This is a genomic window from Candidatus Accumulibacter sp. ACC003, from assembly GCF_907163085.1.
Classification (GTDB): Bacteria; Pseudomonadota; Gammaproteobacteria; order Burkholderiales; family Rhodocyclaceae; genus Accumulibacter.
Window position 1 is genome coordinate 72709 of the sequence record NZ_CAJQTX010000004.1, and the last position, 23788, is coordinate 96496.

The 23788-nt window shown below is 64.0% G+C and carries 22 protein-coding genes; 5 read left to right on the forward strand and 17 right to left on the reverse strand.

The genetic code is table 11. The annotated features are described in order from the left end of the window. Nucleotides 1-7: 7 nt before the first annotated feature. The 6 genes from QZ656_RS07265 to QZ656_RS07290 all read right to left on the reverse strand — a co-directional run bounded on the left by QZ656_RS07265 (nucleotide 8) and on the right by QZ656_RS07290 (nucleotide 6817). Complete coding sequence (locus tag QZ656_RS07265; RefSeq protein WP_291992783.1) at nucleotides 8-820, reverse strand: transglutaminase family protein; 813 nt, start codon at nucleotides 818-820, stop codon at nucleotides 8-10. Between the two features lie 498 nt (nucleotides 821-1318). Continuing rightward, nucleotides 1319-2767: a phosphatase PAP2/dual specificity phosphatase family protein gene (locus tag QZ656_RS07270; protein WP_291993207.1), complete on the reverse strand. Its 1449-nt coding sequence runs from the start codon at nucleotides 2765-2767 to the stop codon at nucleotides 1319-1321. Further along, nucleotides 2764-4533: a bifunctional alpha/beta hydrolase/class I SAM-dependent methyltransferase gene (locus QZ656_RS07275; RefSeq protein WP_291992784.1), complete on the reverse strand. Its 1770-nt coding sequence runs from the start codon at nucleotides 4531-4533 to the stop codon at nucleotides 2764-2766. Before QZ656_RS07275 ends, QZ656_RS07270 begins: the two co-directional genes overlap by 4 nt. Continuing rightward, nucleotides 4530-5159 (reverse strand): CDP-alcohol phosphatidyltransferase family protein, encoded by a 630-nt coding sequence (locus QZ656_RS07280; RefSeq protein ID WP_291992785.1) that lies wholly within the window; start codon nucleotides 5157-5159, stop codon nucleotides 4530-4532. Before QZ656_RS07280 ends, QZ656_RS07275 begins: the two co-directional genes overlap by 4 nt. 49 nt (nucleotides 5160-5208) lie before the next feature. After that, nucleotides 5209-5856, reverse strand: a complete 648-nt coding sequence (locus tag QZ656_RS07285; protein ID WP_291992786.1) for a nuclear transport factor 2 family protein — start codon at nucleotides 5854-5856, stop codon at nucleotides 5209-5211. Nucleotides 5857-5902: 46 nt separating this feature from the next. Further along, entirely contained in the window at nucleotides 5903-6817 is a 915-nt protein-coding gene (locus QZ656_RS07290; protein ID WP_291992787.1) for a phosphatidate cytidylyltransferase, read from the reverse strand. A gap of 64 nt (nucleotides 6818-6881) precedes the next feature. Between QZ656_RS07290 and QZ656_RS24060 the strand changes: the two genes are divergently transcribed. Then, nucleotides 6882-7172, forward strand: a complete 291-nt coding sequence (locus QZ656_RS24060) for a hypothetical protein (protein ID WP_366522120.1) — start codon at nucleotides 6882-6884, stop codon at nucleotides 7170-7172. A gap of 183 nt (nucleotides 7173-7355) precedes the next feature. Here QZ656_RS24060 and QZ656_RS07300 read toward each other — a convergent pair whose 3' ends face one another. Beyond that, a complete protein-coding gene (locus QZ656_RS07300) occupies nucleotides 7356-8249 on the reverse strand; it encodes an N-formylglutamate amidohydrolase (protein ID WP_366522121.1) in 894 nt (297 codons plus the stop codon). 311 nt (nucleotides 8250-8560) lie between these two features. On the opposite strand from QZ656_RS07300, the gene QZ656_RS07305 reads away from it, so the two are divergent. Next, entirely contained in the window at nucleotides 8561-9418 is an 858-nt protein-coding gene (locus QZ656_RS07305) for an SIR2 family protein (RefSeq protein ID WP_291992788.1), read from the forward strand. Here QZ656_RS07305 and draG read toward each other — a convergent pair. From draG to nifB, 7 genes are all read right to left on the reverse strand, one after another. Beyond that, nucleotides 9400-10392, reverse strand: a complete 993-nt coding sequence (gene draG, locus QZ656_RS07310; RefSeq protein ID WP_291992789.1) for an ADP-ribosyl-[dinitrogen reductase] hydrolase — start codon at nucleotides 10390-10392, stop codon at nucleotides 9400-9402. The genes QZ656_RS07305 and draG overlap by 19 nt on opposite strands. Then, on the reverse strand, nucleotides 10371-10946 hold the full coding sequence (locus QZ656_RS07315) for a nitrogen fixation protein NifQ (protein ID WP_291992790.1): 576 nt from the start codon (nucleotides 10944-10946) through the stop codon (nucleotides 10371-10373). The genes draG and QZ656_RS07315 overlap by 22 nt, the downstream gene beginning before the upstream one ends. A gap of 11 nt (nucleotides 10947-10957) precedes the next feature. Next, nucleotides 10958-11320: a 2Fe-2S iron-sulfur cluster binding domain-containing protein gene (locus QZ656_RS07320; RefSeq protein ID WP_291992791.1), complete on the reverse strand. Its 363-nt coding sequence runs from the start codon at nucleotides 11318-11320 to the stop codon at nucleotides 10958-10960. A gap of 95 nt (nucleotides 11321-11415) precedes the next feature. Next, nucleotides 11416-11703 carry a 2Fe-2S iron-sulfur cluster-binding protein gene (locus QZ656_RS07325; protein WP_291992792.1) on the reverse strand — a complete coding sequence of 96 codons (288 nt, stop codon included), beginning with the start codon at nucleotides 11701-11703 and terminating at the stop codon, nucleotides 11416-11418. A 22-nt stretch (nucleotides 11704-11725) separates the two neighbouring features. Further along, entirely contained in the window at nucleotides 11726-13003 is a 1278-nt protein-coding gene (locus tag QZ656_RS07330; protein ID WP_291992793.1) for an FprA family A-type flavoprotein, read from the reverse strand. Next, nucleotides 13003-13281, reverse strand: a complete 279-nt coding sequence (locus QZ656_RS07335; protein ID WP_291992794.1) for a 4Fe-4S binding protein — start codon at nucleotides 13279-13281, stop codon at nucleotides 13003-13005. The genes QZ656_RS07330 and QZ656_RS07335 overlap by 1 nt, the downstream gene beginning before the upstream one ends. 2 nt (nucleotides 13282-13283) lie before the next feature. Then, the gene (nifB, locus tag QZ656_RS07340; protein WP_291992795.1) at nucleotides 13284-14834 is read right to left on the reverse strand and encodes a nitrogenase cofactor biosynthesis protein NifB; all 1551 of its coding nucleotides are present in this window, start codon (nucleotides 14832-14834) and stop codon (nucleotides 13284-13286) included. Between the two features lie 331 nt (nucleotides 14835-15165). Between nifB and QZ656_RS07345 the strand changes: the two genes are divergently transcribed. Beyond that, a complete protein-coding gene (locus QZ656_RS07345; protein ID WP_291992796.1) occupies nucleotides 15166-15786 on the forward strand; it encodes an MEDS domain-containing protein in 621 nt (206 codons plus the stop codon). Nucleotides 15787-15806: 20 nt separating this feature from the next. Beyond that, complete coding sequence (locus tag QZ656_RS07350; RefSeq protein ID WP_291992797.1) at nucleotides 15807-17813, forward strand: PAS domain S-box protein; 2007 nt, start codon at nucleotides 15807-15809, stop codon at nucleotides 17811-17813. 239 nt (nucleotides 17814-18052) lie between these two features. Here the strand turns inward: QZ656_RS07350 and QZ656_RS07355 are convergent, their stop codons facing one another. The 3 genes from QZ656_RS07355 to QZ656_RS07365 form a co-directional block, all read right to left on the reverse strand. Continuing rightward, nucleotides 18053-19600 (reverse strand): hypothetical protein, encoded by a 1548-nt coding sequence (locus QZ656_RS07355; protein ID WP_291992798.1) that lies wholly within the window; start codon nucleotides 19598-19600, stop codon nucleotides 18053-18055. After that, nucleotides 19597-20169: a sigma-70 family RNA polymerase sigma factor gene (locus tag QZ656_RS07360; protein WP_291992799.1), complete on the reverse strand. Its 573-nt coding sequence runs from the start codon at nucleotides 20167-20169 to the stop codon at nucleotides 19597-19599. Before QZ656_RS07360 ends, QZ656_RS07355 begins: the two co-directional genes overlap by 4 nt. A gap of 109 nt (nucleotides 20170-20278) precedes the next feature. Beyond that, nucleotides 20279-21739 carry a VWA domain-containing protein gene (locus tag QZ656_RS07365; protein ID WP_291993209.1) on the reverse strand — a complete coding sequence of 487 codons (1461 nt, stop codon included), beginning with the start codon at nucleotides 21737-21739 and terminating at the stop codon, nucleotides 20279-20281. Nucleotides 21740-22734: 995 nt separating this feature from the next. On the opposite strand from QZ656_RS07365, the gene QZ656_RS07370 reads away from it, so the two are divergent. Beyond that, nucleotides 22735-23778: a DEAD/DEAH box helicase gene (locus tag QZ656_RS07370; protein WP_291992800.1), complete on the forward strand. Its 1044-nt coding sequence runs from the start codon at nucleotides 22735-22737 to the stop codon at nucleotides 23776-23778. Nucleotides 23779-23788 lie beyond the last annotated feature (10 nt).

The following is a 23788-nucleotide window of genomic DNA, read 5'->3' on the forward strand; positions in this document are numbered from 1 at the left end:
ATGACGTTTATCCTTCGAGCACCTCGTCGGTTCGCACTTCGAAACGCTGCAGGGTATTGGGGCCGAAGGTGCTGCTGATGGCGACGTCGGCGGCGTCGCGGCCGCGGGCGATGAGGACGCGTCCGATACGGGGAATGTTGTTGCGGGCGTCGAAGGTATACCAGTGGCCGTCGAGATAGGCCTCGAACCAGCCCGCGAAATCCATCGTGCCATACGGTGGCGGCGTGCCGATATCGCCGAGGTAGCCGGTGCAGTAGCGGGCGGGGATGTTCATGCAGCGGCAGAAGGCAATCGCCAGGTGCGCATAGTCGCGGCAGACGCCGGCGCGCTCGTACCACGCCTCCCAGGCCGACTTGCTCGAGCGTGCGTATTCGTAGCCGAAGCGAATGTGCTGATGCACGTAGTCGCAGATCGCCTGCACGCGTCCCCAGCCGGTCGGCGAATTGCCGAAGAGTTGCCAGGCGGTTTCGGACAGGCGATCGGTCTCGCAGTAGCGGCTGCCGAGCAGGAACACCAGGGCTTCGTCTGGCAGCTCCTGTACCGGCGTCTGTCGTGCGCTGCTGACGACGGCGTCGGCAAGCCCGCTATCGCGCAGCACGGCGTCGGTGGACAATTTGAGCCGCCCGCTGGGCGCGACGATCCGGCTGCACCAGTTGCCAAAGCCGTCGCGATACGCCGTGATCGGCACCGGTGGATCGGCGACCAGGTGATCAGGAACGATCATGTCCGAGACTCGCGTGTAGTGCACGCTCAAGGCCAGGATCATCGGGGTCGGTTGCGGGCAGTCGTAGATCAGTTCGTAGCCAACGCGGATTTTCATGCGGGTACTCCGGTTAAATGCGCCGACGGGCAAGCGCTGGCAGCGTCGGAATGGATGGGAAACATGTCTCGCCAGTCGCCGGCCTGGCGTGGGAGTCGTTTTCGTGATTGACAAATGCGGGCAAGGGACACAAGCCGAATGCTCCGCTGGGCCGCCGAGTAAGCATCCGCCAGGCGCCTCGGGGCAGGCAGACCGGCGGCAGCAACTGGAAGCGAGCAGCCAACAGACGACGAACACGACCGTACTCACTCTGGCCGCGCGGATCGCCGTACCTGTGGCCCATTGCCATCCCGTCGCGGCGGGGGAGCATGCCCTGGATCATCGGCGCCACTTCGGGCGGCAACGACCTGAGCGCTGAGGACGTGTAGCCAAAGGGCATGAGCGCAAAACTGTCACGGCTGCTGATTCCTGGCCGCGGCAACGCGAAAACGAAAAAACTGCAAAATTTAGGGCGTTCTTCAAGCATTCGCCGGGCCAAAGGAATCGCTCATGGCGCGATTAGCGGAGTTTGATTTCTTCATCGCCGCTCTGCCCTTTCACCAACTGTTGGCCGATTTCTGCCGCGCGTGACATCGGCGGTTTCAATGTTGGATCCTGTGACCGGTCCACCCGCATGCTCTCGGCCGAAGCCGCCCGGAGAGCCGCCTGTTGTGCGGCGCCAATGACAACTTGCGGTCGTCGGGACGCAATCATTGCGCAGGCCTCTTCGACGGTGGCGGCACGACCGCTGAGCAGCAGCCAGGCGGCCACGGCACTTGCTCCACGAGAATAGCCCAGTGCGCAACAGACGAGCAGTTTGCCATCGGGACGAGCCGATTCGATGTATTCAGCCGCGCGCCGGAGGCTTTTCCCATCTACGGGGAGCAAATCCAGGCACGGCAGGCTTGCCGTCTTCCAATGGCCATGCGGGGATGGCAACTCTGCGGTGAGATCGCACAGGCTGGCGAAACCGTTCTTACGCATTTCCCTACGGCTCGGCATCCGGCCCAGCCAGACATCGTCCACAATCGCGTCGGCTTGATGGCGTCGCCATGTCCACAGCCGCGAATTAATCCAGGCGGCAGCAATATAGGGCGCCAATAGCCAGCGGCTGCCGACGCTGAGTCTGCCATCGCGCTTCTGGAAGACATCGGCGCCGAGTCCGAAGTAAGCCAGCGCAACAAATAGAAATGACGTCGCCGGCCATAGCATCCACAGAAGCAAACCTCCAGGGCTTGCCGCGACAGCGAAAAGTGTGGCGCCAGCCAGGTAGTAGCCGGCCAATCGTCGCCGGGCCGGTTCACTGCTGAAACGCCAGGCGGCGAATGGCGTCTCGCCTTGATCGGGCCACAGCCAAAGGCATAAAACGCCGAGCAGGGCGCCCGTCGGTACGTCGATGAAGTGGTGTTGAAAAGTCGTCAGCACCGAAATCCCAATGAGGATGGCCCATGCATGCACGACAAGTCGCAAGAAACCTGAGCAAGCCGCCGCATAGCGCACCCAGAGAATGACGAGCAGGGCGATATGCAGCGATGGTGCCTGATTGAAGGGTTGGTCGAAGCCGGCAAGGGCGGCGAAGAAGACGCCGAAAATACCTTCGGCGGGTGGCTGTGCGAAACTGAATCGCAAGGGAAAGACGATAAAGCAGGTGATCGCGACCAGTTGAGCGCTAAGGAGACGCAGGGCGTGGCGGTCGACCTCGCGGCGCTCGCGGCAGAGCAGGAAAGATAGTCCGTAGAGCAGGTCGATCGACCAGTACGGCACAATCGTCCATGGCAGGAACGGGATCTGCCTCTCCCACGGATAGACCAGTGTTCCTGGGCTGGCGTGAGTGCCGGCCCACCAGTTGGCAAACCCGTAGGAAAGAAAGAAAAATGGGCCGAGGAAGAGCAGCCAGGCAACACCGCGTTGCCACGGCCGCGAATGGACCACATCGACGCCTGGCGACGACGAAGTGCCGGCAGTCATGCGGCGGGCAGGCGCCTGGCCAGTGACACGGTGAATATGCCCCATTCGTCGATTCGTTGCGCAATCTTCACGAACCCGGCGGCGGCAACCAGTTGGTCGAGTTCGGCCTGTGTTCGGCGGCGCATCACCCATGCTGATCCGCCACGATGAGTGGTGAGAGTGCGGGCGATCAGCTCGAGTTGCGGGTGCCAGGGCTGCCCCGTATAGATCAGGTAGCCGCCGGCTTCGATGGCCCGCGCCAGTCCGGCGAGCGATCGACAGACGGGCTCGTTTTCGGGAAAGAGTTCATAGAGTCCGGAAACGATGCCGATCGTTGGCGGCGGCGCGGTTGCCGCCAGCGACGAAGCATCGAAGGCGTCGCCGTGGATGGCGCACGCGATATCGGCGAGTTCCCGTTCGCGGAGCAGCGAGTTGAGGATCCGCACATTGTTCTCGTCATAGTCGCGAAAGACGATCGATTTCGGCCTCCGGGGACATTGTCGCAAGGCGTCGAGCACATACCGTCCGCCGCCCGCGGCAACGTCGAGGACGTTTACCGAACGGCCGTCGCGGTGCAGATCATCCATGCTCTGACGCAGCAACTCTTCGATGTGCAGTTTGCGCAGGCGGACGCCGCGCCAACCGATCGCGTCGAGGTAGGTGCGGTCAATAAGTCGTCCAAGTATTCCGCGGCCGTTCGCCATATTGCGGTACACGTAGTCGAGCGAACTGCCCGAATCAAAGCCCGTGTCATGGCCAAGGCGAATTCCGGCCGACAGGTGACCGCCAAGCTTGATGTTCAATCGCGCCAGCCACCAATAGAATCCGCGCGGCGTCAGAGCTGACAGTGGCTTCGCCAGTGCGCTGGCCTCGGCATGGGTTACGCCCTGTCGATCGGCATTGCGAAAGTCCGGGCGAGATGGTGTTTCGGCGAATCGCCGGAGAATGAATTCGCGACTCTTGTCTACGGCGAGGCGGCGATCGCGCTCGCCGAAGGTATCGTGCAGAAACCCCTTGAGGACGTGCTTTTCTTTTATTGTGCTACCCAGCCGCTCGAAGAATTCGTGCTGCGGCGCATTGTGCACGACCCAATCGGTATCCGAGACAAGCAACTGCGTTGGAGTGGTAATGGCATGCGCATCGGCGACGACGCGGCTTGCAGCTTCGTAGAGCGCCAGCAGAATGTTCACGGAGATCGCCCGGCTGATCAACGGGTCGCTGTCGTAGCTGGCCTGGCGCTGCGGGTCACTGGTCAGGAATTTCGCCTTGACGTAACTGGTAACGAAGAAGTTGCCACGCAGTCGTTGCAGCAGGCGCAGACCTGATCTTGCGAAGGGAACGTAGAGCTTGACCTTGAACGCCGGTGACGCAAGCACCAGGCAACGGACCTGCGGAGCATAGTCGTGCACCCACGTACACACGAGGACGGCGCCGACGCTTTGCGCGAGGATTGCCAGTTCCTCATTGGGAATGCCGTGATGCGACCGGATGTGCTCGGCGAAGGTCTGCACGTCGCGTACCGAATCCGCGAAACCTGGGGAAAAGCCTCGGGCGCCGGGAGAGTGGCCATGACCACGTGCGTCCCATGCGAAAAAATCGAAGTTGGCAAGGTCCAGTTCATCGACGAGGTGTGCCATCCTTGCCGAATGCTCGTGGCCGCGATGGAACATGACGACGGCACCACGCCGCGGACTGCGGACCGCCGGCCAGTGGCGGTAAAAGAGTGAAACACCGTCGTGCGTTTTGAAGCGGCCCTCAAGGACGGTCCGTGATTCGGCGATATTCATCGTGAGCGTTCGGCAATTGTGGTGTTCGACAGTCCGCCGCGAACCCGGTTGATGATATTGAGGGCAATGAGTACGGCGACCAAGGGCATGATCCAGAAGCTCCAGTCCGGCAGCGTTCCTTGCAGACCGAGAGCGAGGCCGAGTCCACCAAAAACCGCTGCCCTGTCGCTCTTGCCCATCGGACCGTCATAGCGGCGAGCGTTGCCGATCGAGGTTCCCAGCGCGCCGGCCATTTCCGAAATGGTGGCCAGGAAAATTACGCTCGCAATGCTGCCCCAGCCGAAGGGCGGCACACACACGAACGGTAGGTACAAGGCGGCGTCGGAGATCAGGTCGCAGAGTTCGTTGAGATAGGCCCCGAGGCGTGATTGTTGCCCGTGTTCGCGCGCGAGCATGCCGTCGATGGCGTTTAGCGCCATCCGCAGAAACATCCAGAGTGGCAGCAGCAGAAATACCTCCGTTTGGCCAGCGACCAGGAGGAGCACGCCGAGCAGGCATGAGGCGAGCATTGTCGACAGCGTCACCGTATTGGCGGTAATGCCGACGGCAGCACAACGAACAACGATCGGTCGAAGCAGCCGTTGAAAGGCCGGCTTCAGCGCGTAGATGCTGAGCTTGGGGAGCATCGCGTAGCGACTTGTCGTCGCGGACTTCACGGTGCCAGCTGCGCGTGCGTCAATGACGACGTCTGCGCAGCAGCAAGAAGACGAGAAGGCCGCCGCTGCAGGCGCCAGCAACGCCTGCGTACCAGATCCAGCGAGTGGCCTCGGCCATCAGTGGGTTGGTGAACACGTTTGTCGACAAGTGCAGCGTTGCGATCCGCCATTGGCCGTCGACCTTGCGCATCGTCGAACTCCAGCGCGAATCGAGACGGAAGGCGTCGCGGGCACGCGGAAAGAACTCGTCTGCAGCCGTGCCTTCGGCAACAGCGACTTCGCCGTAAAACCGAGCAGGAGCAGCGAGCGTTACCTTGGTCAAATATTTGTCGAGAATGGCCTTCTCGCCACCGACCATTCGCCCGTAATAGGCCTTGACCTCATCCTTGCCACGTGAGACCTCGGCATTGAGCCAGGTGACCGTAACGTCGTCCGACATCAACGCGGTAAGGCGGTCGGCACTCTGGGCGTTGATTCCAGCCTCCACTTCTGTCATCAGGGCGCGTAACTGCTTGCGATCTTCGCTGTGCTCACCGGGATCGGCCCCGGCGCTTGCCGCGCAGGTGGACAGAGCCATGATGGCCAGCCACATCCGCCAGGCCGAAGGCCTGAAGAAGATCGGCGATGGTCCCTGGCGGGTGCTCCGACAGCCACAAAGTGGGTTCATGGTTCCTCCAGTAAATTTACGCTTGGCGTTGTTCGCAACATGATGCCTAGAGGGTGCCACCCCAGGCGCGCGTGCCATAGAAAAATAGCGGTGCCGCATATATCAGGCTGTCGACGCGGTCCAGCAGGCCACCGTGGCCGGGCAGTAGCTTACCAGCATCCTTGACGCCCGAGTCGCGCTTTATTGCCGACACGGTCAAGTCGCCGGCCACTCCAGAGCTGGCCAGCAAGATGCCGGATAGCGCCCCGGAGAGAGGGTCGAAGTGTGCCAGCAAGGGACCGAGTGCGGCGCCCAGGAGTGCCGAAGTAATGATTCCCCCGAGCATGCCCTCGCGGGTCTTGTTCGGACTCAGGGTTGGTGCAAGAGCTGTCCTGCCAAGCAACTTGCCCCACACGTACTGCGCTACATCGTTCAGTTGCGTGATCATCAACAGAAAAATCACCAGGCCGGTACCCTCAGCCAGAGTACCGAGGCGGGCAATGTAGCTCAGGCTGAAGACCGTCAGCAACAGACCGAAGCAGAGAACGCCGGCCGTGCGCAGGAATCCGATGCTGTTTGCGCTGGCGACAAGAACGCCAACAATAACCAGGCACCATAGCGGAAAGGCTGCCGCATGCCCGTGATCATTGCCACCGTATGCCAGCAGGTACTGAATTGGAATCGCACAATAAGCGGCGGCGGCCACAAGTCCTGGTAGTGGACGATCGCAGGCGAGGACAATGAATTCGCGTAAGGCAAGCACGCTGACCAGAGAAAACAAGGTCGCCAACGCCGCCGAACCGAGCGACAGCGCAACAATAAGCGGCGGCACGATGAGCCACCAGGTTCTTACGCGCAAGCACAGATCCGAGTAGTCCCGCCGCGGGAAAGCTCGGCTTAAATAACCGGTGACGCCAGTGCCAGCCAGCAGCACAGCAACTATGCAGCCGTAGGCAATCCATATATTCGAGTTGAGCGACACTGACGTATTCACAGCCTTCGTTGATAAGCTAGCCATGGCAGGCGGTCGTCGAATCCGGAGCCCGATGTTCCTGCGGCTCTGGATGATTGCCAGTGGCGGCTTTCCGGTGGTTTCCCGACGGGCCGCTGGCGGGCCGATTGTACGCATCCAGCAGTTGCACCGAAAGCAGCCGCTGGCCGGGCATGAAAACAAGCAGACGTCCATCGACCATGAAGGACTCTGGCATGGAAGGGAGTGCGACTCGGGAACCCTGCAGCAAAGGCAAGCCGATCGGGTAGAAGCCACCGCTCAAGCCGAAAGACATCTGGGCGATGCGGATTCAGCATTCAGAACGCGCATCAGGTTCGAGACCTGACGCTGTTCAAGCCAGCGATCGACAACACGCCAGGCGCTTGCGATCTCGTCAAGCTGCTCGTGCGCGACGTGACGCATGCCAACCAGGTCCTGGCGCGGCCGATGGCCATGCAGCGAAAGACACAAGCAGCAGGTCGATGATGGCAAGGATTGCGGACCCGGATGGGTATCGGCGGGCCTCCTCTCACGAGCGGCGAAGTCTGGACAAGTCCTGCGCCTCGAGGACGTCGTCGTCGGCCACGAGGGCCTGGCGCAGCGCTTCGACGATCGCCGCCCGCAGCGCGGGCCAATGCCGCCCACCGCGGAAGGCATGCTTCTGGTTGATCTCGACCTCGATGCCGACATAGACGTCGGCCGCGAGGCGCCGCCGAAACCAGGACGTGAGGCCATCGTCCTTGCCGTTATAGGGGTAGTTGCGGCGAATAGTGAGATTCGTGAGATCCGTGCGACCCGTCGCGCAAGACTGCAGCGATGCTTTCCAGCGTTGGCATAGCGCCGCTTCACCTGGGCGCGACGGGTCGTAGAGCAGGCCGATGTCGGCGTTGCGCCGCTTGCCGTCGAGTTCCGGGGTAAAGCTGTGCGCCGACACGTGCAGCACCCGGCCGTGCGCCGCGACCGCCTGCCGGATGAGGTCTTCCGTGTGCGCCCGATGCGGCTGGTAGTAGCGCTTCACGATCTCCTGGCGCAGTTCTGCCGACTCCTTGCGCAGGGTCTCGGAATGGAGACGCGGATGGCCGATCGAACGGTTCAGGTCTACCAGCAAGCGGCTGACCGTGGACAGCACCAGCGGCGCCGCGAACGCTGCCGCGAGGTCTCTGGCCAGCAGCAAGGCCCCCGGGTCGAAGCCCCGGTGGCTGTCCAGAGTCGCTTGCTGTCCCTGGAAAAAGTGGCGATAGCGCGCCGGCAGCCGATTGCCGCCATGCTCGCAAGTGATCACCATGCCGGCGCTCAGCGGGCCGAGAGGGCCAGGAGGGCGCTGGCCCGGCCGCTCGCTCAATGACTCGAGGCCGTTGCGCCGGCCAAGGTCGCTGACCAGGCCTGCACCGTCGGGAATCACCGCTGGTTGCGATTCGATCATCGGGGGCTGTCCTTTTCGTGGGCGTGAGCGGCGGCTGGTCGTTGCCTACGCAATATTGTGCCCGCTGGTGATTGTAAGCGCTGGCTGATCGCCGTGCCGGCGATCGCCCGCTGGGTGAGGCTGAACGATCGACAAAGCCGGCCGCCTGGCCAGGGCGACGCTGCCGACTTTGTCGGGCCAGCGCCGTGGCGCGTGTAGCAAAGGCGACAATGCCGCGCGCCGGCGCTCGACGAAGCCCGCCGGAACGTGTTTTCGTCGCCGGCCCGGAACTTGCTGGGAGTGTTGTGCATTCCCACTTCCGAGCACCTGCCATGACCCCAGAACTGCACCAAAGACTGCTTGCCGGCCTCCGGGACGGTAGCATCGTTCCCTATCTTGGCCCCGGCGTGCTGGCCGGCGTGACCGACCTTGCCGGCACTGCTTCGATTCCTGCCGACAGCGATTCGCTGATCCTGGCAATGAACGGTGGCCGGCCGATGGCGGCCAAGCTGATGTACGAATTCGCGCGCGCGGCGATGAATGTGGAACTCAAGCGCGGCCGCAGCGCGGTCAGCAAATTTCTCACTCGCACCTACGGCGAGACGGCATGGACGCGCTCGGCGGTGCACGACTGGCTCAAGGAGATCAGCCCGCCATACGTGGTCGACATCAACCGCGACACGCAACTGCAGGATTCTTACGCCGAGCGCCCCCATCATCTGATCGCCGGCATGGCGCGTCTGGGCGGCAGCGATTTTCGCTACCGGCTCTATTTCTGGGATGGCGCCAGCTACCGGCAATGCGCGGCGCTTGACCCGGCGCTGCCGATCCTCTTCAAGCCGATGGGTACGCCGAAACCCGAGCCGACCTACATTGCCTCGGATGCCGACTACGTCGACTACATCACCGAACTGATGGGCGGTTTCGCCATCCCGCCAGCGGTCAAGGAACTGCGCCGGGGCAAGCAGTACCTGCTGCTGGGCCTGCGTCTGAATCGTGATACCGAGCGGATGGTGATGGCCGACATCATCTACGCGGCGGCGCAGCCAGCGGGCTGGGCGCTGATTGGCGAAGCGACCGACAAGGAACGCCGCTTCTGCGCCAGGCTCGGGCTGCAGCTGGTCGACGCCGATCTCGGCGAACTGACGGGTACTGGCCTGTTGCCTCGGCGTCAAGGCGCCCCTGCCTGACTGAGGGCAAGCAGCGCCGCCGCCTGGCGCGTGCAGTGCTGACGGATGGCCGGATCGAGCGCGCCGAGCCAGCGCTCCGGGATCGCTTGCAGGCCGTAGCGGGCACCGGCCAGCATGCCGGCAATGGCGCCCGTCGTATCGGCGTCGCCACCGCGATTGACGACCTCGAGCAGGCATTCCTCGAAGCTGCTGGTGGCGAAGAAAGCCTGCAGCACGGCCTGCATGGTTTCGACGATGTAGCCACTCGGATTGTCGCGGCGCTTGCGCGCAAAGGCGAACAGCGGCTGTTCGCGGAGCAGCGTGGCGACGTGTTGCTCGCGCACCCAGCCGGCATCGTGCCCGGCCAGGAAATCCTGCACCATGAAGATCAGCGTCTCGCAAGCGGCGTCCGAAAGCGCGTTGTGATGCGTCACGTGCGCCTGCGCGCGGCTGCCGAGGATCGTCGTCGCCGCTGCCTGTCCGTAGCTGGCGAGCGCCACCGGCAGGGTCCGCATCGCCGCGCCGTTGCCGGCGTCGTGCTCGCAGGCGACGGCTTCCGGATTGCCGGTGTCGCGGAAGTGGATCAGGTTGCGGCGAACGGTGTGGCCGATATCGACCGGCTTGCTGCGCATCCAGGCGTCCAGCGCTGCGGCCACCGCTTGGGCGTCAACGCCGCCGCTGGCCAGGATCGCCTCGCCGAGCGCCAGCGACATCGTCGTGTCGTCGGTGACCCGACCCGCTTGCAGGTGTAGCCAGCCGCCGCCGCTCAGCTCGCGGTGCACGCCGTGCTGTTGGCGAATCTCGTTTGGCGTCAGGAATTCGACGGTGGCGCCGAGGGCGTCGCCGATGGCCAGGCCGAGGTAGGCGGCAGTGGCCTTGTCGAGCAAGGGCGCGGTGCGGGCATTGGTGCGCGATTTGCTGTGTGACTCGGCGGGCAAATCGGCGCGGCGGCCCGCTGTTTCGGCGGCCGTGCTCAGTGCTCCGGTGCGAAGCATTTCGCGTAATCCTGGCATTCGCCGCACGATGGCGCGGGGCAAACGTAGATGCCTTCGCGCGCACAGAACTGCCGGTAGAGGAATTTCTTCCACTTCATGTCGCCGCTGTTGGCGCGCGCGAGTTCGGGGAAGTTGACCCACATCAGCGCCGTCAGCTCGTCGCGGTCGATCAGTCCCAGGTCCTGCCAGAGGTGGTCGCTGCCAGCGCAGGCGCTGGCGACGATCGCCGCGACCAGGGCTTCGGAATGACGCTCGCCAGCGCGATGGTCGAGCAGCAGTTGGTGCAGATCGCGCCATTCCGGAACACGTTCCAGCGCCGGGCTGGCGGCGCCGATGCTCGCTCGGCAGCCGGGGAAATACTCGGCAAGAAGCTGCCGGTAGCCATCGCTGCCGAGGCCAAGATCGGCCGCCAGGCAGCCGGCACCGGCTGCCTGCGCGGCAATCATCCTGGCGAACAGGAAGCGGTTGGCGTCGCCGGCGACAGCGGCGGCCGGCACGGCGAGCAGGTCGGCGAGCAGGATGGCTCGCCAGGGCAGGCGATCCGCAGCGTTCATGATGACCTCGTCTATTTGCTGGGATACTCGACCAGGATGTCTTCGTCGCGGACGACCATCTGACACGCCAGCCGCCATTGCGTCGGCGGAATGTCGTCGACGTACATTTTCTCGATCTCGGCTTTGCTGACGTGGCCGAGGTTGCTGAGCGCCGCCACCTCGCGGACGTTCAGTGGCCCGCCCATCGGCCGGCGTTTGTCGTCGACCGAGGAAACCTTGACCAGGCAGGTGCCGCAGTCGCCTTCCTGGCAACCGAAGTCGATCGGAATGCGATTCTCCTTGGCCAGCGCGAGGATCGTCTGGGTGTGGCTGCCGGCGACGGCATAGACCGTTTTGTCCTTGTGCAAGTGGCTGCTGAAAGTGATGAGGGCCATTTGTGCTTCTCCTGTAGGGCGTTGCTTGGAAAGTCAGAATGAGGTTTGCCAGGCGGCAGGCGTTCGCGGGTTTCGCGAAAACGTCGCGCTTCGGCTCATGCCGGCACGACGACGATCTCGCCACCGAGGATCTGTGCCTGGCACGCCAGTCGGTGGCGGCGCGGCGCCAGGTTGTCCTTGAGCACCTGCTCTTCGAGGATGCTCGGTGGGGCGAAATTTTCGGCGCCGGAAATGATCCTGGTCAGGCACGTGCAGCACTCGCCCTCGCGACAGCCGTAGACGATGCCGGCGCCGACTTTCTCGGAGACTTCGATCAGGCGCGTTCCTGCCGGAACGGTGACCGAAACGTCGACGTCCTGAAAGGTGACTTTGGCTCGTGGCATGTTTCTCTCCCTGTGGTTTGGGTCAGGCGAGAGCCGCCAGATCCAGTTCGCGGTGTTCGATCTCGCCGGTCAGGTGACGCGCCAGGTTTTCGCCCAGCCGGCCGCACTGCTCGAGTTCGCCGGCGTCGGGGACCAGCTTGATGCGCAAGCCCTCGACCGGCACGCGCAGCTTCAGGCCGCGCAGGCGGTCCTCGATCATGCGTACCGCTTCGCCGCTCCAGCCGTAGGAGCCGAAGGCGGCGCCGAGCTTGCCTTTGATATTGACGCTGGTCAGCGACGACAGCAGGTCCCAGATCGGCTTGACCGCGTCGGCATTGATCGTCGGGCTGCCGAAGGCGAGGCCATCGGCTTCCTCGACGAAGTCGGTGAAGATTGCCGCGTCGCCGCCCTCGAGGTCGTAGAGCGAGACCCGCACGCCAGCAATGCGCTCGGCGCCAGCGGCGATGGCTTCGGCCATTTGTCGGGTGTTGCCGTAGGCCGACAGGTAGAAGACGACCAGCGTCTTTTCGCTGCGCGCCTCGTTGAACAGGCGCGGCATCGCCAGCTCGCGGTAACGGCGCACGTAGTCGCGCGGCAGGTGGCGCAGGAGCGGGCCGTGCGCCGGCGCGATCAACTGCAGGTCGAGCGCTTCGATCAGCTCGAGCGCGTCGAGCACGTGTTCGCGGAAGGGCCGCATGATCTGCGCGTAGTAGTACTCGAACGAGAAGCGGAAGTCGCCGACGCGGTCGTTGAACAGGCGCTCGTCGCAGAAGTGGCAGCCGAAGATGTCGCCGGTGAACAGCAGGCCGTCTTCTTCGAGATAGGTGCACTGCGTGTCTGGCCAATGCAGGTAGGGCGTGTGCAGGAAGCGCAGCGTGCGACCGCCGAGTGCTACCGTATCGCCGGTGCTCACCGGCACGTATTCCGGCGCCTGCTCGCCGCCCGGTTTGAGCAAGGCCTTGAGCATCATCTGGGCGCGGCTGGAGAGGTAAACCGTCGCCTGCGGTGCGCGCCGCAAGAGCTCGGGCAAGGCGCCGCTATGGTCGGGTTCGAGATGATTGAGGACGATGCTCGTGATTTCGTCGTAGCGCGCCACCGATTCCAGGCGGGCGAAGAAGTCGTCGGCGAAATTTTCCTTTACCGTATCGATCACCGCGACGCCGCTCTCGCCACGCACGACAAAAGCGTTGTAGCTGGTGCCGTTGGCGGTCTTCAGGATGATGTCGAAGCGGCGCAGTTGCGGATCGAGCGCGCCGACCCAATGGACGCCCGGCGCAATTTCGACGGCGCGCTTGCTCGACGTCGTGGCGAGCATGGCCATCAGTCGGCCCCGTGCCACAGGCCGAAGTCGATCAGCCTGGCGAGCGGGATGCCGGTCAGCGATCCGGGCGGGTTCAGGTAAGCGCCGAGGCTATCGACGATGGCCGCTTCGATCGGACAGATCGAAGCGCACTGCGGGTCGTCGTGGACGCCCAGGCATTCGTTGCACTGCTCGGCCTTGATCACGAAATGCGGGCTCGCCTCGACGATCGCCTGCTGCGGACAGACGTCGATGCAGGCCCAGCAATTGCGACACGCAGAGGTGATTTTCAGAGCCATTCTCAGGCCGCCTTTCTGCTGGGCGCCGGCAGCGCGAGCCGGCCACTGGCCGCCATTTCCCGGTATACGGCGAGTACGGCGGCGTCGATCGGTTCAAGCGCGTGCTCACTGTTGGGCATGATGCCGGCCGCCTCAAGCTGACCCCAGGGCTCGAAACCGATTTTCGAGCAGAGCACGACTTCGCAGCCGGCGAGCGCGGCGATGGTCGTCTCGAGCACCGATTGCGGCTCGGCTTCTACGGCCGCCTCACCGTCGCCACAGCTCGCCGGACCGCTGCAGTAGAGCTCGGTCTTGCGATGACCGACGAAACGCACGCCGTCTGGCGACGCCTCGTAGATCAGGAACTCGCGGGCGTGGCCGAAGTGCTCGCCGACGACGCCGTTCCTGGCGGCAACGGCGATCAGGACGCTGCGCAGACTCGCCGTCGGCAGCGTCGGATGGTCGTCGCCGGCAGGCGCTGGCAGAAGCGCTGGCAGAAGCGCCGGCGAGGCGTGTCTGGCGGCGCGTTTCTGCGCCAGTTGCGCGATGATCTCGTCGTGCACCACCTGGCGGCGCTGCCTGGCCGTTGCGTAATCGATTTCGCTCAGCTCGAGCGCGTCGAGCTTGTCCATGGTGAATTCCGAGCCGCGGTCCTCGCCGAGTAGCCCGACGGCGTCGGCGCGGCATTGCCGGCAGTGGCGCATCATCGCCATATCGCCGGCACACGCATCCTGCAGCTCCTGCAGCTGCGCCGGCGTCGGGCTGGCCTGGCCGCTTAGTCCATAGTAGGTACCGTGTTCGGCTGCGGCGATCAGCGGCATGACGTTGTGCAGGAACGCGCCCTTGGCCTTGACGGCGCGCGAGACTTCCTTGAGATGCTGGTCATTGACGCCCGGAATGAGGACCGAGTTCACCTTCACCAGGATGCCGCGCGCGATCAGCATCTCGAGGCCCTGCTGCTGCTGCTCGATGAGGATCCGGGCGCCCTTGGCGCCGCGGATGCGTCGATTGTTCCAGAAGATCCACGGGTAGATGCGGGCGCCGATCTCGGGGTCCAGGCAGTTGATGGTGATCGTCACGTGGTCGATGTTGTGCCTGGCGATCTCGTCCACGTAGTGCGGCAGCTTGAGGCCGTTGGTCGACAAGCAGAGCTTGAGGTCCGGGGCACGGGCCGACAGTTGCCGGAAGGTTTCGAAGGTGCGCGCCGGGTTGGCCAGCGGATCGCCCGGTCCGGCGATGCCAAGAACGGTCATCTGCGGGATGCGGGCAGCGACCGCGAGCACCTTGCGGATCGCCTGGTCGGGCGACAGCAGTTCCGAAACGACGCCCGGGCGCGACTCGTTGGCGCAGTCGTACTTGCGATTGCAGTAGTTGCACTGGATGTTGCACGCCGGCGCCACGGCGACGTGCATGCGCGCAAAGTAGTGGTGTGCGTCTTCCGAAAAGCAGGGGTGGTCCTGGACCTTGGCGCGGATCGCGTCCGACAGGCGATCCTCGGTGCTCGCTGGCGTTCCGCAGCCGCTGCTGGCGCAGGCGGCAGGGGAGGCGGTGTTGCCAATAACGGGTAGTTCCACGATGGACGCTCCTCGAATGCGGTTGAGCGAATTGAGCAAGCCGCGTGCCAGAGTGGAAAAGTTCGTTGAAACAGGGTGTTGTCGGCTACCGGCGGTGGCGCTTGTTGGCCATTTGTCGGAAAGGCGACACGCGTGCAAGCAAGCTGCTGCGCTGGAATGTCACCACCGCCGCCCAGCTATTCAATGTACGCTTCCCATATGCGCAGCATTGGATTGACCGCCGCTGGAAATCGGCGCAAGGTTCGAGCGGGGTGTGGCAACTGGCTGTGGTGCGAGCCGCCCAGGATAGGCCACCGCTTTTCTTTTGCACCGCCAGCCGGAAGGAGAGTTCATGCCGATCGAACCGACAATGGTGTCTCTTGGTTTCACGAAGCAGGCTTTTCCGGCAGGAGTACATATCTGCCAGGTGTTCAACAACGACCATGAGCGGCTCGACTCGCTGCTCAAGTTCCTGCAGAGCGGCTTGCTGGCGGGGGAGCGAACCGCCTGCTTTACCGAACAGCCCTATGAAACCCTGCTCGCCGCACGCCTGGCGGAGGACGGGCGAGCCCTGGATGCGTTCAAGGCAGCTGGTGCCTTGATCAGTGCGCCGCCGCGTGAGGTCTATTTTCAGGACGGCAATTTTGACCCGGAGCGCATCCTGGCGCGACTGCGGCGCTATCATCAGGACGCGCTTGCCGACGGCTTTTCGGCCGCGCGCCTGATCGGCGAGATGAGCTCTGACGTGTTGGCTATGCCCGGTGGCTCGCGGCTGATGGAGTACGAGGCGCGCGTCAGTTTACTGTTGAGGACGCATCCGCTTACGGCGGTTTGCCAGTACGATGCCAATTCGTTTGACGGGGCAACGATCATGGAGATCCTCAAGGTTCATCCTCTGATGGTCCTCCGCGGCAACGTCGTGCATAACCCGTTCTTTGTCTCGCCCGAGGCGTACCTGGCGGGCCACTGCTGACGGTCAGAGAAGGAAGTTCGTTGGAAAATTCCGAGCTCGATGGGCGGGTTCTCGGGCAGCTCATGCTCATGCAGGGCGTCGCCGCCTCGCTTCCCGATCAGGCAATCAGGTCCTTCGTGACGGCCGGCTTGGGCGATATTCCGGGCGTCGGAAAAGTCGAGTTCAGGGCCCGGGTCGGCGCCGCGGAGAGTTCCACCAGGAACTTCGTGGTGGCCACCGACTCGACCAGCTTTGGCGAACTGGTCTTCAGCGTGAGCGACGCACGGGTCTTCGCGCTCTACGCAGACCATATCGAGAACTTCGCGTTCATCCTGGCGCTTACCATGGACGAGCGCCAGCAGCGACGGAAGATCGAACGCTACGGGCGCGATCTCGAGCAGCAGGTGGCGGAACGCACCCGGCAATTGTCGGAATCCGAGCGGCGTTTCCAGGGGCTGCTGGCGAACGTTCGTATGCTGGCGGTGATGCTCGACGTGCGCGGCAAGGTCACCTTCTGCAACGACTTTCTCCTGGAATTGACTGGCTGGCAGCGCTCCGAGGTGATCGGGCAAGACTGGTTCGAAATCTTTCTTCCCGAGCCCTTTCGTGTACGCGTGCGGGCCGTATTCTCGGCTGCCATGGCAAGCGGCAGCATGCCCGAGCGTTTTGAGAATGAGCTGCTGACGCGGCAAGGCGAGAGGCGCCTGGTCGTCTGGGACAACACCGTGATGCGCGACGGCCAGGGCCAGATCATCGGTACGGCCAGTCTCGGTGTCGACGCGACCGAGCGCATCGAGGCCGAGGAGTCGCTGGCGGTGAGCGAGGAAAGATATCGCAGCATCTTCCAGAATGCGTCGATGGGTATCTTCAATTCCACCGTGCAGGGGCAATTTCTCAGGGTCAATCCGGCGCTGGCACGAAGCCTGGGTTACGCCTCGCCCGAAGAGCTGCTTGCCGCGGTGGCGGATATCGGCACACAACTGTATGTGGACCCCGCTGGCCGTCGGCCACTCGTCGAGGCGGCCATAGAGAAGCGCGGTGAGTGGGCACATGCCGAAAACCGCTACCGTCGAAAGGACGGCAGTATTCTGATCGGTGATCTGATGCAGCGAACGGTCATGAACAAGGATGGCACGCTGGCCTACCTGGAAGGTTTTGTCCAGGACATTACCGAACGCAAGGTGGCGGAGTTCGAGAAGGCGGAGCAGATGCTTCGCCTGCAGGAACTGAACAGCAAACTCGAGGATGTGCAATACCAGTTGCTGCAATCGGAGAAGATGGCGTCGATCGGCCAGCTGGCCGCCGGGGTGGCGCACGAGATCAACAATCCGGTGGCCTTCGTCGATGCCAATCTCCGCTCGCTGGAAGGCTATCTGTACGATGTCTTCCAGTTCGTCGACGCCTGCCAGGCCGCGGTGAGCACTCCTGAAAGTCGCACGCGTCTTAACACGCTCAAAGTGGCGATGGACTACGACTACCTGAAGACCGACGCTTTCCTGCTGATGACGGAATCCAGGGACGGCCTCGCCCGGGTTGCCAAGATAGTGCGCGATATGAAGGATTTCGCGCGTCCCGGCGAAGGCGAATGGCAACTGGCCAGCGTGCACGAAGGTTTGAACTCGACGCTCAACATCATCTGGAACGAAATCAAGTATCACTGCACCTTGACCAAACGTTACGCGCCTGACCTGCCGCTGATCCGATGCCTGCCCGCACAGCTCAATCAGGTATTCCTGAACCTGCTGGTCAATGCTGCGCACGCCATCGATGGCAAGGGGGAGATCACCATCTCCACCGAGCGCATCGGGGACGACAGTGTCGGCATCCGTATTCACGATACCGGCCAGGGGATCAAGGCGGAACATCTCAAGCGCATCTTCGAGCCTTTCTTTACCACCAAGCCCGTCGGCAAGGGCACGGGTCTGGGCCTGTCGATCGTCTGGGGGATTGTTGGCAAGCACACGGGGAGCATCGACGTAATAAGCGTCGCGGGACAAGGAACGACCTTTCTTCTCAGGCTGCCAATTGACGCACGCTCGGCGAAGTAGGGCGGAGCGAAGGCGATGGTCTGTGCCACCAGGCGGCTGCTGCCTGGTGGCACAGAGCGCCGGGAAAGACCGGGCAGGTCGGTGCGGCAGCGCCCGTCTTCGCTGGTCGTGCGAAGTGGCAGCCGCCAAACGGCAACGGACTGAAGCCGGAGGACATCGGCGGCGCCGGCATTTTGACGCGTCGTGTTGTCACTGTTCGAGCTGCGCGGCGGGCTGATCTGGCGCGGCTGCGCAGGAAATCATCGCCTCTCGGGAAGCGCCGGCGGCACGATGCGCAGATGCGTCGGGTCGGTGCTGGTGTCGTCCTCGATCACTTCGAAACGCGCCGGGCGGCCGCTTGCCGGGATTTGCTGGCGCAGGTTTTCAAGCCAGCGATCGAGTTCAGGCCGGCGCGCGTGCGTGCTGTAGACCGCCCACACCGCACCCGCCGGGCGCGCCGGCAGGCGGCTGGCGACTCTGGCCGGGTCATCGGCGAGCGTCACGCTCAGGCTGCTTTCGGTCGTCCGCTGGCGGGGCATCGCTGCTGGCGCTGCGGCTGCGCCCGGCGCCGCGGCGAGTATTGGCTGGCGCGGCTCGCCTGGCGTCGTGGCCAAGGCTGCTGCGGCGCGAACGCTGTGCTGCAGCTGTTTGGCTTCGCGCCGAGCGACGTCGTCGATGGCGCGTGCGCGTGGCGGCGCTTCTTCTTTCAGGGCGCCAGAAAAGGCGCTGGCAGCTGCCTTCTCGGGGGGCTCGGCGGCGGCCGACATCGCCGGCGCGGCCGGCGGATCAGGCGCCGCGGCACGGGTGTCGGCGGGCGTTTCATCCGCCGTATCGCGGCTGCGAATGCCTGGCCTGGCGGTCTTGCTGGCGGGCAGCTGTGCGGCTGCCGGGAGCGTGGCGGCGACTGCTGCGCGGTCTGCTGGCGCCACGGTCGCCAGGGGGGGCGAGGCGCTGGCGGGTCGCGGGCCGTCCGCCGCGTCGGCCAGCAGTGCGTGCGGCGCCGCAGCGCCGGCCGCGCTCTTCTTGAGCGCCACGGATGCGGCCGCGGCTTCTCGTGTGGCGAGCCTTAGCTCGTCTTGCCGCTCTGGCGACGTGGCGGCAGGCGTTTGCTTCAGCGCGGCTGGCGCTTCGCCGAGTGAGCGCTCGGCATTCCCGGCCGGGTTGATTCGCTTCGCCGCTTCGGCCGGCGCCAATGCCGTCTGGAAAGAATCTTGCTCGGCGAGCTGCGGCGCATCGGGGCGGTCGATGAGCAGCAGCGCGAGCTGCGTGCCGACGACGGCGAGGATGCCGGCGACGGCGGCCAGACGCAGGTCGAAGCAGCGAAAGCCGAGGAAGCTGCGTTGCCGGTCCGGGGACGCTGGCGTGGCGGCCGGGGTCGGCGACGCGGTGAGTGCTTGCGCGCGCAGCCACTCCTCGGTGGCAGGCTGAATCGCCGCGCCGAGCATGGCTTGCGGGCTATCTCCATGGCCGATGCCGGCCAGGAGGGCCGCGCGCCGGGGAGCCTGTGCCGACTCAATCCTGGCGGCCAATTTCAGGAAATTGGCTTCCAGACTGGCCGGCGGTTCAAAAGCCGACGGAGCGGCGGCGATTCGCGCGGCGGCCAGCGCAAGCGGCCCGGGCGAGACTGTTGGCGCTGCCGCAGATGCAGACTGGATGGCGCCTGGTGCCACTCGTGCGGCCTGTGCGGCGTGTGCCGCGCGCGCAAAAGCCGCGTCGAATTCGGCCGATGGCGTATAGGCGGGCAGCGCGCACAGCAGGCGGGCCAGGCGGTCTTCGCCCTGCAGAAATCTTTCGAAGGCCTCGCTCACGACGGCGCCTCGAGTTCGCGGCGCAGGCGCGCGAAAGCGTAGCGCAAGCGGCTCTTGACGGTTTCGAAACCTTCGCCGACGGTGTGGGCGATTTCCTCCAGGCTCATTTCGCCGAAAAAGCGCAGGACGACCACTTCGCGCTGGTTTTCTGGCAGGGCGAGCAAGGCCTGGTGCACCTGCGCCAGATTCTGGCGCAGGGCGAGTTCGGCTTCCGGAGTGAGATCGTCGGTGGGCGTTTCGGGCCGGGTTTCGTCGAGTTCGGCACGCCGGCTTTCGGCCGGCGAGCGGCGCAAGTCGAGCCACTGGTTACGCGCAATCTGGAACAGGAAGCTGCGGAAGGCCGCTTGCGGTTGGTAATCGGCGCACCGGGTCATGAGCTTCTCCCAGGTGCGCTGGGCGATGTCTTCGGCCTGCGCGGTATCGCCCTGGCACTGCCAGGCGATGAAGTTGAAGAGCGCCCGGTTGTGGCGGCGAAAGAGCTCGCTGGCGGGTTTCTCGACGAGGCCATTGGCGACCAGCAGCATCAGGTCTTCGTCCGGCAGCGCGGCAAGTTCGGCGGCGGTTTCCATGCCGCGCAGTATAGACTGGCCGCGCCGTCGGGGTGCGCTTGCCGCCGGCTGTTGCCACCTTCTCGCTTACAGAAGAGGCGACGGCAAGACGCCGGGAGCGCGCCGTCGATCAGTTCGCAGGCTTCGTCCCGAGGGCTGCCGCCAGATCGATCAGGCGCAGGAACTCGCCACGGTAGCCGTACTTGTCGTGGCCGATGTTGGCCGCTGCCAGCTGGCGGACGTCAGCGTAGTTCCAGGTGCCGGTGTATTTGCCGCCGCGCAGGATCTGGCCGTAGGCCGCGACGGCGGCGGCGAAGCGGAATTCGCTGCTGGCGGCGGCGAGGGGCTTGATCGCATTGCGTTGCAGAGTGAACTCGAGCAACTGGCTGTCGTTCGCCGCGGGCTCTTTGTAGCGCAGTTTGAGGTAGCCGAGTTCGTTGGCCAGCGGGCCTTCGCCGCCGGCTTTGGAGGTATAGCGCAGCGGCGCCACGCTGCTCTTGCTGCCGGTCAGCGTCAGCTCGTAGAGCGCGGTGACGGTGTGGCCGGCGCCGATATCGCCGGCATCGACGCGATCGTTGTTGAAATCCTCGCGCGCCAGTTGGCGATTCTCGTAGCCGATCTGGCGATACTCGCTGACCACCGCCGGATTGAATTCGATCTGCACCTTGACGTCGCGGGCGATCGTTGCCAGCGTCGATGTCATCTCATTGACCAGCACCTTGTGACCTTCCATCAGGCTGTCGATGTAGGAATACGCGCCGTCGCCGACATCGGCAATCTGCTCCATCATCGCTTCGTTGTAGTTGCCGCTGCCGAAGCCGAGCGTCGACAGCGAGATTCCCGATTTGCGCTTCTCCTCGACCATGCTCTTGAGCTGGCGCGTGTCGGCGATGCCGACGTTGAAGTCGCCATCGGTGGCGAGCACGATGCGGTTGATGCCGCCCTTGATGAAGCTTTGTTGAGCGGCCGCGTAGGCGAGTTGAATTCCCGAGGCGCCGGCAGTGCTGCCGCCGGCCTGCAGGCCATCGATGGCGGCGCCGATCGTGGCCTTTTCGGTGCCTGCCGTGGGCGGCAGGATGACCTGTGTTCCGGAGGCGTAGGTCACCAGCGAGATGCGATCCTGGGCGCGCATTTCACCGACCAGCAACTTGAGCGAGGACTTGAGCAGCGGTAGCTTGTCGGCGCTGTTCATCGACCCGGAGACGTCGACCAGGAAGACCAGGTTGGCCGGCGGCAGCGCTTGCTTGGCAACGTCCTGCCCCTTGATGGCGATACGCAGCAGTACGCGCTCGGCATTCCACGGCGCGGGCGCCATTTCGCTATGCACGGCAAACGGCCGCCCATCCTTCGGCAGCGCGTAGTCGTACGGGAAGTAGTTGATCAACTCCTCGACACGCACGGCGTCGGCGGGCGGCAAATTGCCGGAATTCAGAAGGCGTCGCACATTGCTGTAGCTGCCGGTGTCGACGTCGATGCTGAAGGTCGATACCGGCGCCTCGGCGACCTGCTTGACCGGATTGTCGGTGAGTGGCGTGTAGCGCTCGCGCGCCTCCTGCGGCAGCACGGCGACCGACATCTGGTCGGCGACCATCCCGGCGGCCCCCCGGACATCGGCTGCCCGTTGCGCCTCTTTCTTTTCGATCGCTTTGCCGGGCGGGACGTTTGCGCCGATCGTCGCGGCGAGCTGTGGCGCCGGCCTGGCCTGCGTTTGCCGCACGGTCGGAGCCGCTGGCGCGGCTTGCGCGGTCGGGCGAGTTTCGTTCTCGGCTACCCGTCCGAGCACCGCTTGGTCGCTGCGTGGCTGTGCGTGTTGGCCGCGACTGCCGTCGTATTGTGCCGGTGCGCAGGCGGCGAGCAGGCCCGCCAGCATGATTGTTGGCAGGATTGTTGGCAAGTTCGCTGGCAGGTTCGCGAGCAGGCGGGATGGGGTGCGATGTTTCATGATCAGGCTCCTGTTTCCGGGTTCAATTTTCGGTGCGCGTCGAGGCGCGATCTCTTGACGCTCTTTCCGCATGCACGGGCGATGAATGGCTGAATGCGGATGCGTGCGAGTGAAACGGACGAGAACGGCAAACGGGGTCAAGTTGAGCTCGATTTTCTTTTCGGTCGAGAAGCTGGCGGCGGCTTGGGCTGGAGAGGAGAAAGCCCGGTTGGCATTTACTTGTTTCGGGAGGCCAGTTGTGGGCCAAGGCGAGCAGAGGACGAGGCAACGCTCGCAGGCGGTGGATTTGCAGAGGGCGCGCCGGGATTCTGCGCACGTACCGGGTGAGCGCCTCGCGAGCGCCGAGGATCTGGTCGATCGGCTAGCTACGGTGCATGACGATGCATCGACTTCGGGAACTCGAAGGATGAGCTCTTCGAGTTGTATCATGGCCGGCAAGTAGGCGTCTGGGCATAATTAGATCAGGTGATTTCGGAGGGTGGAATCCTGATTTTGGCGATACGGCGCCGTAAGACATGAGGGCGGCTATATCGGTGGGCGCTGGCGCATGAACTGCAGCTGAAATTTGCGTGATCGATTGCTGCGGGAGGTGGCAGTAAAGCCAACGCCGCCGCGCCGGGAAAATAACCAACAACAAGGCGAGCATGAACGTTTTCCAGTTCAGGGAGAGACTGGTCGGTGAATGCGGTCAGTTCACCCGCAGCTTCACGCGCATCAAGACTAACGACATCGCGACCTGTGTAGATACAGCCTACGCGTCGCAGCGTTATTGGCCGACGCCGCTGGTTCAAGTCAACTCCAACTTCAAGTCGGGACACTCGGTTGAAGAGCTTGTCGGGGAAGGCGGTCATCACCCCGAATGTGCACGGATCTTCCGGGCGAGTAAGAGTGCCGCTTCGCCCGGCGTATCCCTGAGACCCTTCAAGCACCAGGAAAAGGCGATCAGCTTCGCTCAGACGGTGAGCAGCTACGTCCTGACCACCGGTACCGGCTCGGTCAAGTCGCTCGCCTATTTCATTCCCATAGTCGACGCCATCCTCAAGGCGCGGGTGGGTGAGCTGGCACCGCGAACACGCGCCATCTTCATGTGCCCGATGAATGCTCTGGCCAACAGCCAGCTCGCGGAACTCGGCAAGTTCCTTGGCGGCTACGGCGATCATCCGCCGGTGACCGTCGGTCGCTATACAGATCAGGAACACGACGAGGAGCGACAGCGTTTGGCAGCGAACCGGCCGGACATCCTGCTCACCAACTTCATGATGCTCCAGCTCCTGATGACTCGTCAGGACGACAAGGACAAGGCAGTGATCCGCAACGCCAGGGGCTTGCGTTTCCTAGTCCTCGACGAATTGCACGCCTACCGTGGACGCCAGGCTGCCGACGTTGCCCTGCCGGTGCTGCGCGTCCGCGAACTGACCTACACCGCCCACGACCTCCAGCACTGGGCAGCCGATCTCGGCTACAGCGGACCGTACTTCGCCTGGGACCCGGACCGTCGCGCCCGCCTCTACGGCCTGACCCGCGACGAATTACGCTACACGCTCGACCCCGCCGACGTCATGGGCGGCGACTACTTCTCCGAGACCTTCCGCGTCCTCAAAAACAACGATATCAGCCATTTCGGCGAATATCGTACGCGCCGTCTGGTCCACGATGCGTGGGACCAGCTGGCTGCAGGGGGAGCCTGACGCCTATGTT

Coding starts and splice junctions, on each gene's coding strand:
- QZ656_RS07265 (WP_291992783.1), bottom strand. CDS start 820: ATGAAAATCCGCGTTGGCTACGAACTGATCTACGACTGCCCGCAACCG.
- QZ656_RS07270 (WP_291993207.1), bottom strand. CDS start 2,767: ATGACTGCCGGCACTTCGTCGTCGCCAGGCGTCGATGTGGTCCATTCG.
- QZ656_RS07275 (WP_291992784.1), bottom strand. CDS start 4,533: ATGAATATCGCCGAATCACGGACCGTCCTTGAGGGCCGCTTCAAAACG.
- QZ656_RS07280 (WP_291992785.1), bottom strand. CDS start 5,159: ATGCTCCCCAAGCTCAGCATCTACGCGCTGAAGCCGGCCTTTCAACGG.
- QZ656_RS07285 (WP_291992786.1), bottom strand. CDS start 5,856: ATGAACCCACTTTGTGGCTGTCGGAGCACCCGCCAGGGACCATCGCCG.
- QZ656_RS24060 (WP_366522120.1), top strand. CDS start 6,882: ATGTTCCTGCGGCTCTGGATGATTGCCAGTGGCGGCTTTCCGGTGGTT.
- QZ656_RS07300 (WP_366522121.1), bottom strand. CDS start 8,249: ATGATCGAATCGCAACCAGCGGTGATTCCCGACGGTGCAGGCCTGGTC.
- QZ656_RS07305 (WP_291992788.1), top strand. CDS start 8,561: ATGACCCCAGAACTGCACCAAAGACTGCTTGCCGGCCTCCGGGACGGT.
- draG (WP_291992789.1), bottom strand. CDS start 10,392: ATGCTTCGCACCGGAGCACTGAGCACGGCCGCCGAAACAGCGGGCCGC.
- QZ656_RS07315 (WP_291992790.1), bottom strand. CDS start 10,946: ATGAACGCTGCGGATCGCCTGCCCTGGCGAGCCATCCTGCTCGCCGAC.
- QZ656_RS07320 (WP_291992791.1), bottom strand. CDS start 11,320: ATGGCCCTCATCACTTTCAGCAGCCACTTGCACAAGGACAAAACGGTC.
- QZ656_RS07325 (WP_291992792.1), bottom strand. CDS start 11,703: ATGCCACGAGCCAAAGTCACCTTTCAGGACGTCGACGTTTCGGTCACC.
- QZ656_RS07330 (WP_291992793.1), bottom strand. CDS start 13,003: ATGGCCATGCTCGCCACGACGTCGAGCAAGCGCGCCGTCGAAATTGCG.
- QZ656_RS07335 (WP_291992794.1), bottom strand. CDS start 13,281: ATGGCTCTGAAAATCACCTCTGCGTGTCGCAATTGCTGGGCCTGCATC.
- QZ656_RS07345 (WP_291992796.1), top strand. CDS start 15,166: ATGCCGATCGAACCGACAATGGTGTCTCTTGGTTTCACGAAGCAGGCT.
- QZ656_RS07360 (WP_291992799.1), bottom strand. CDS start 20,169: ATGGAAACCGCCGCCGAACTTGCCGCGCTGCCGGACGAAGACCTGATG.
- QZ656_RS07365 (WP_291993209.1), bottom strand. CDS start 21,739: ATGGTCGCCGACCAGATGTCGGTCGCCGTGCTGCCGCAGGAGGCGCGC.
- QZ656_RS07370 (WP_291992800.1), top strand. CDS start 22,735: ATGAACGTTTTCCAGTTCAGGGAGAGACTGGTCGGTGAATGCGGTCAG.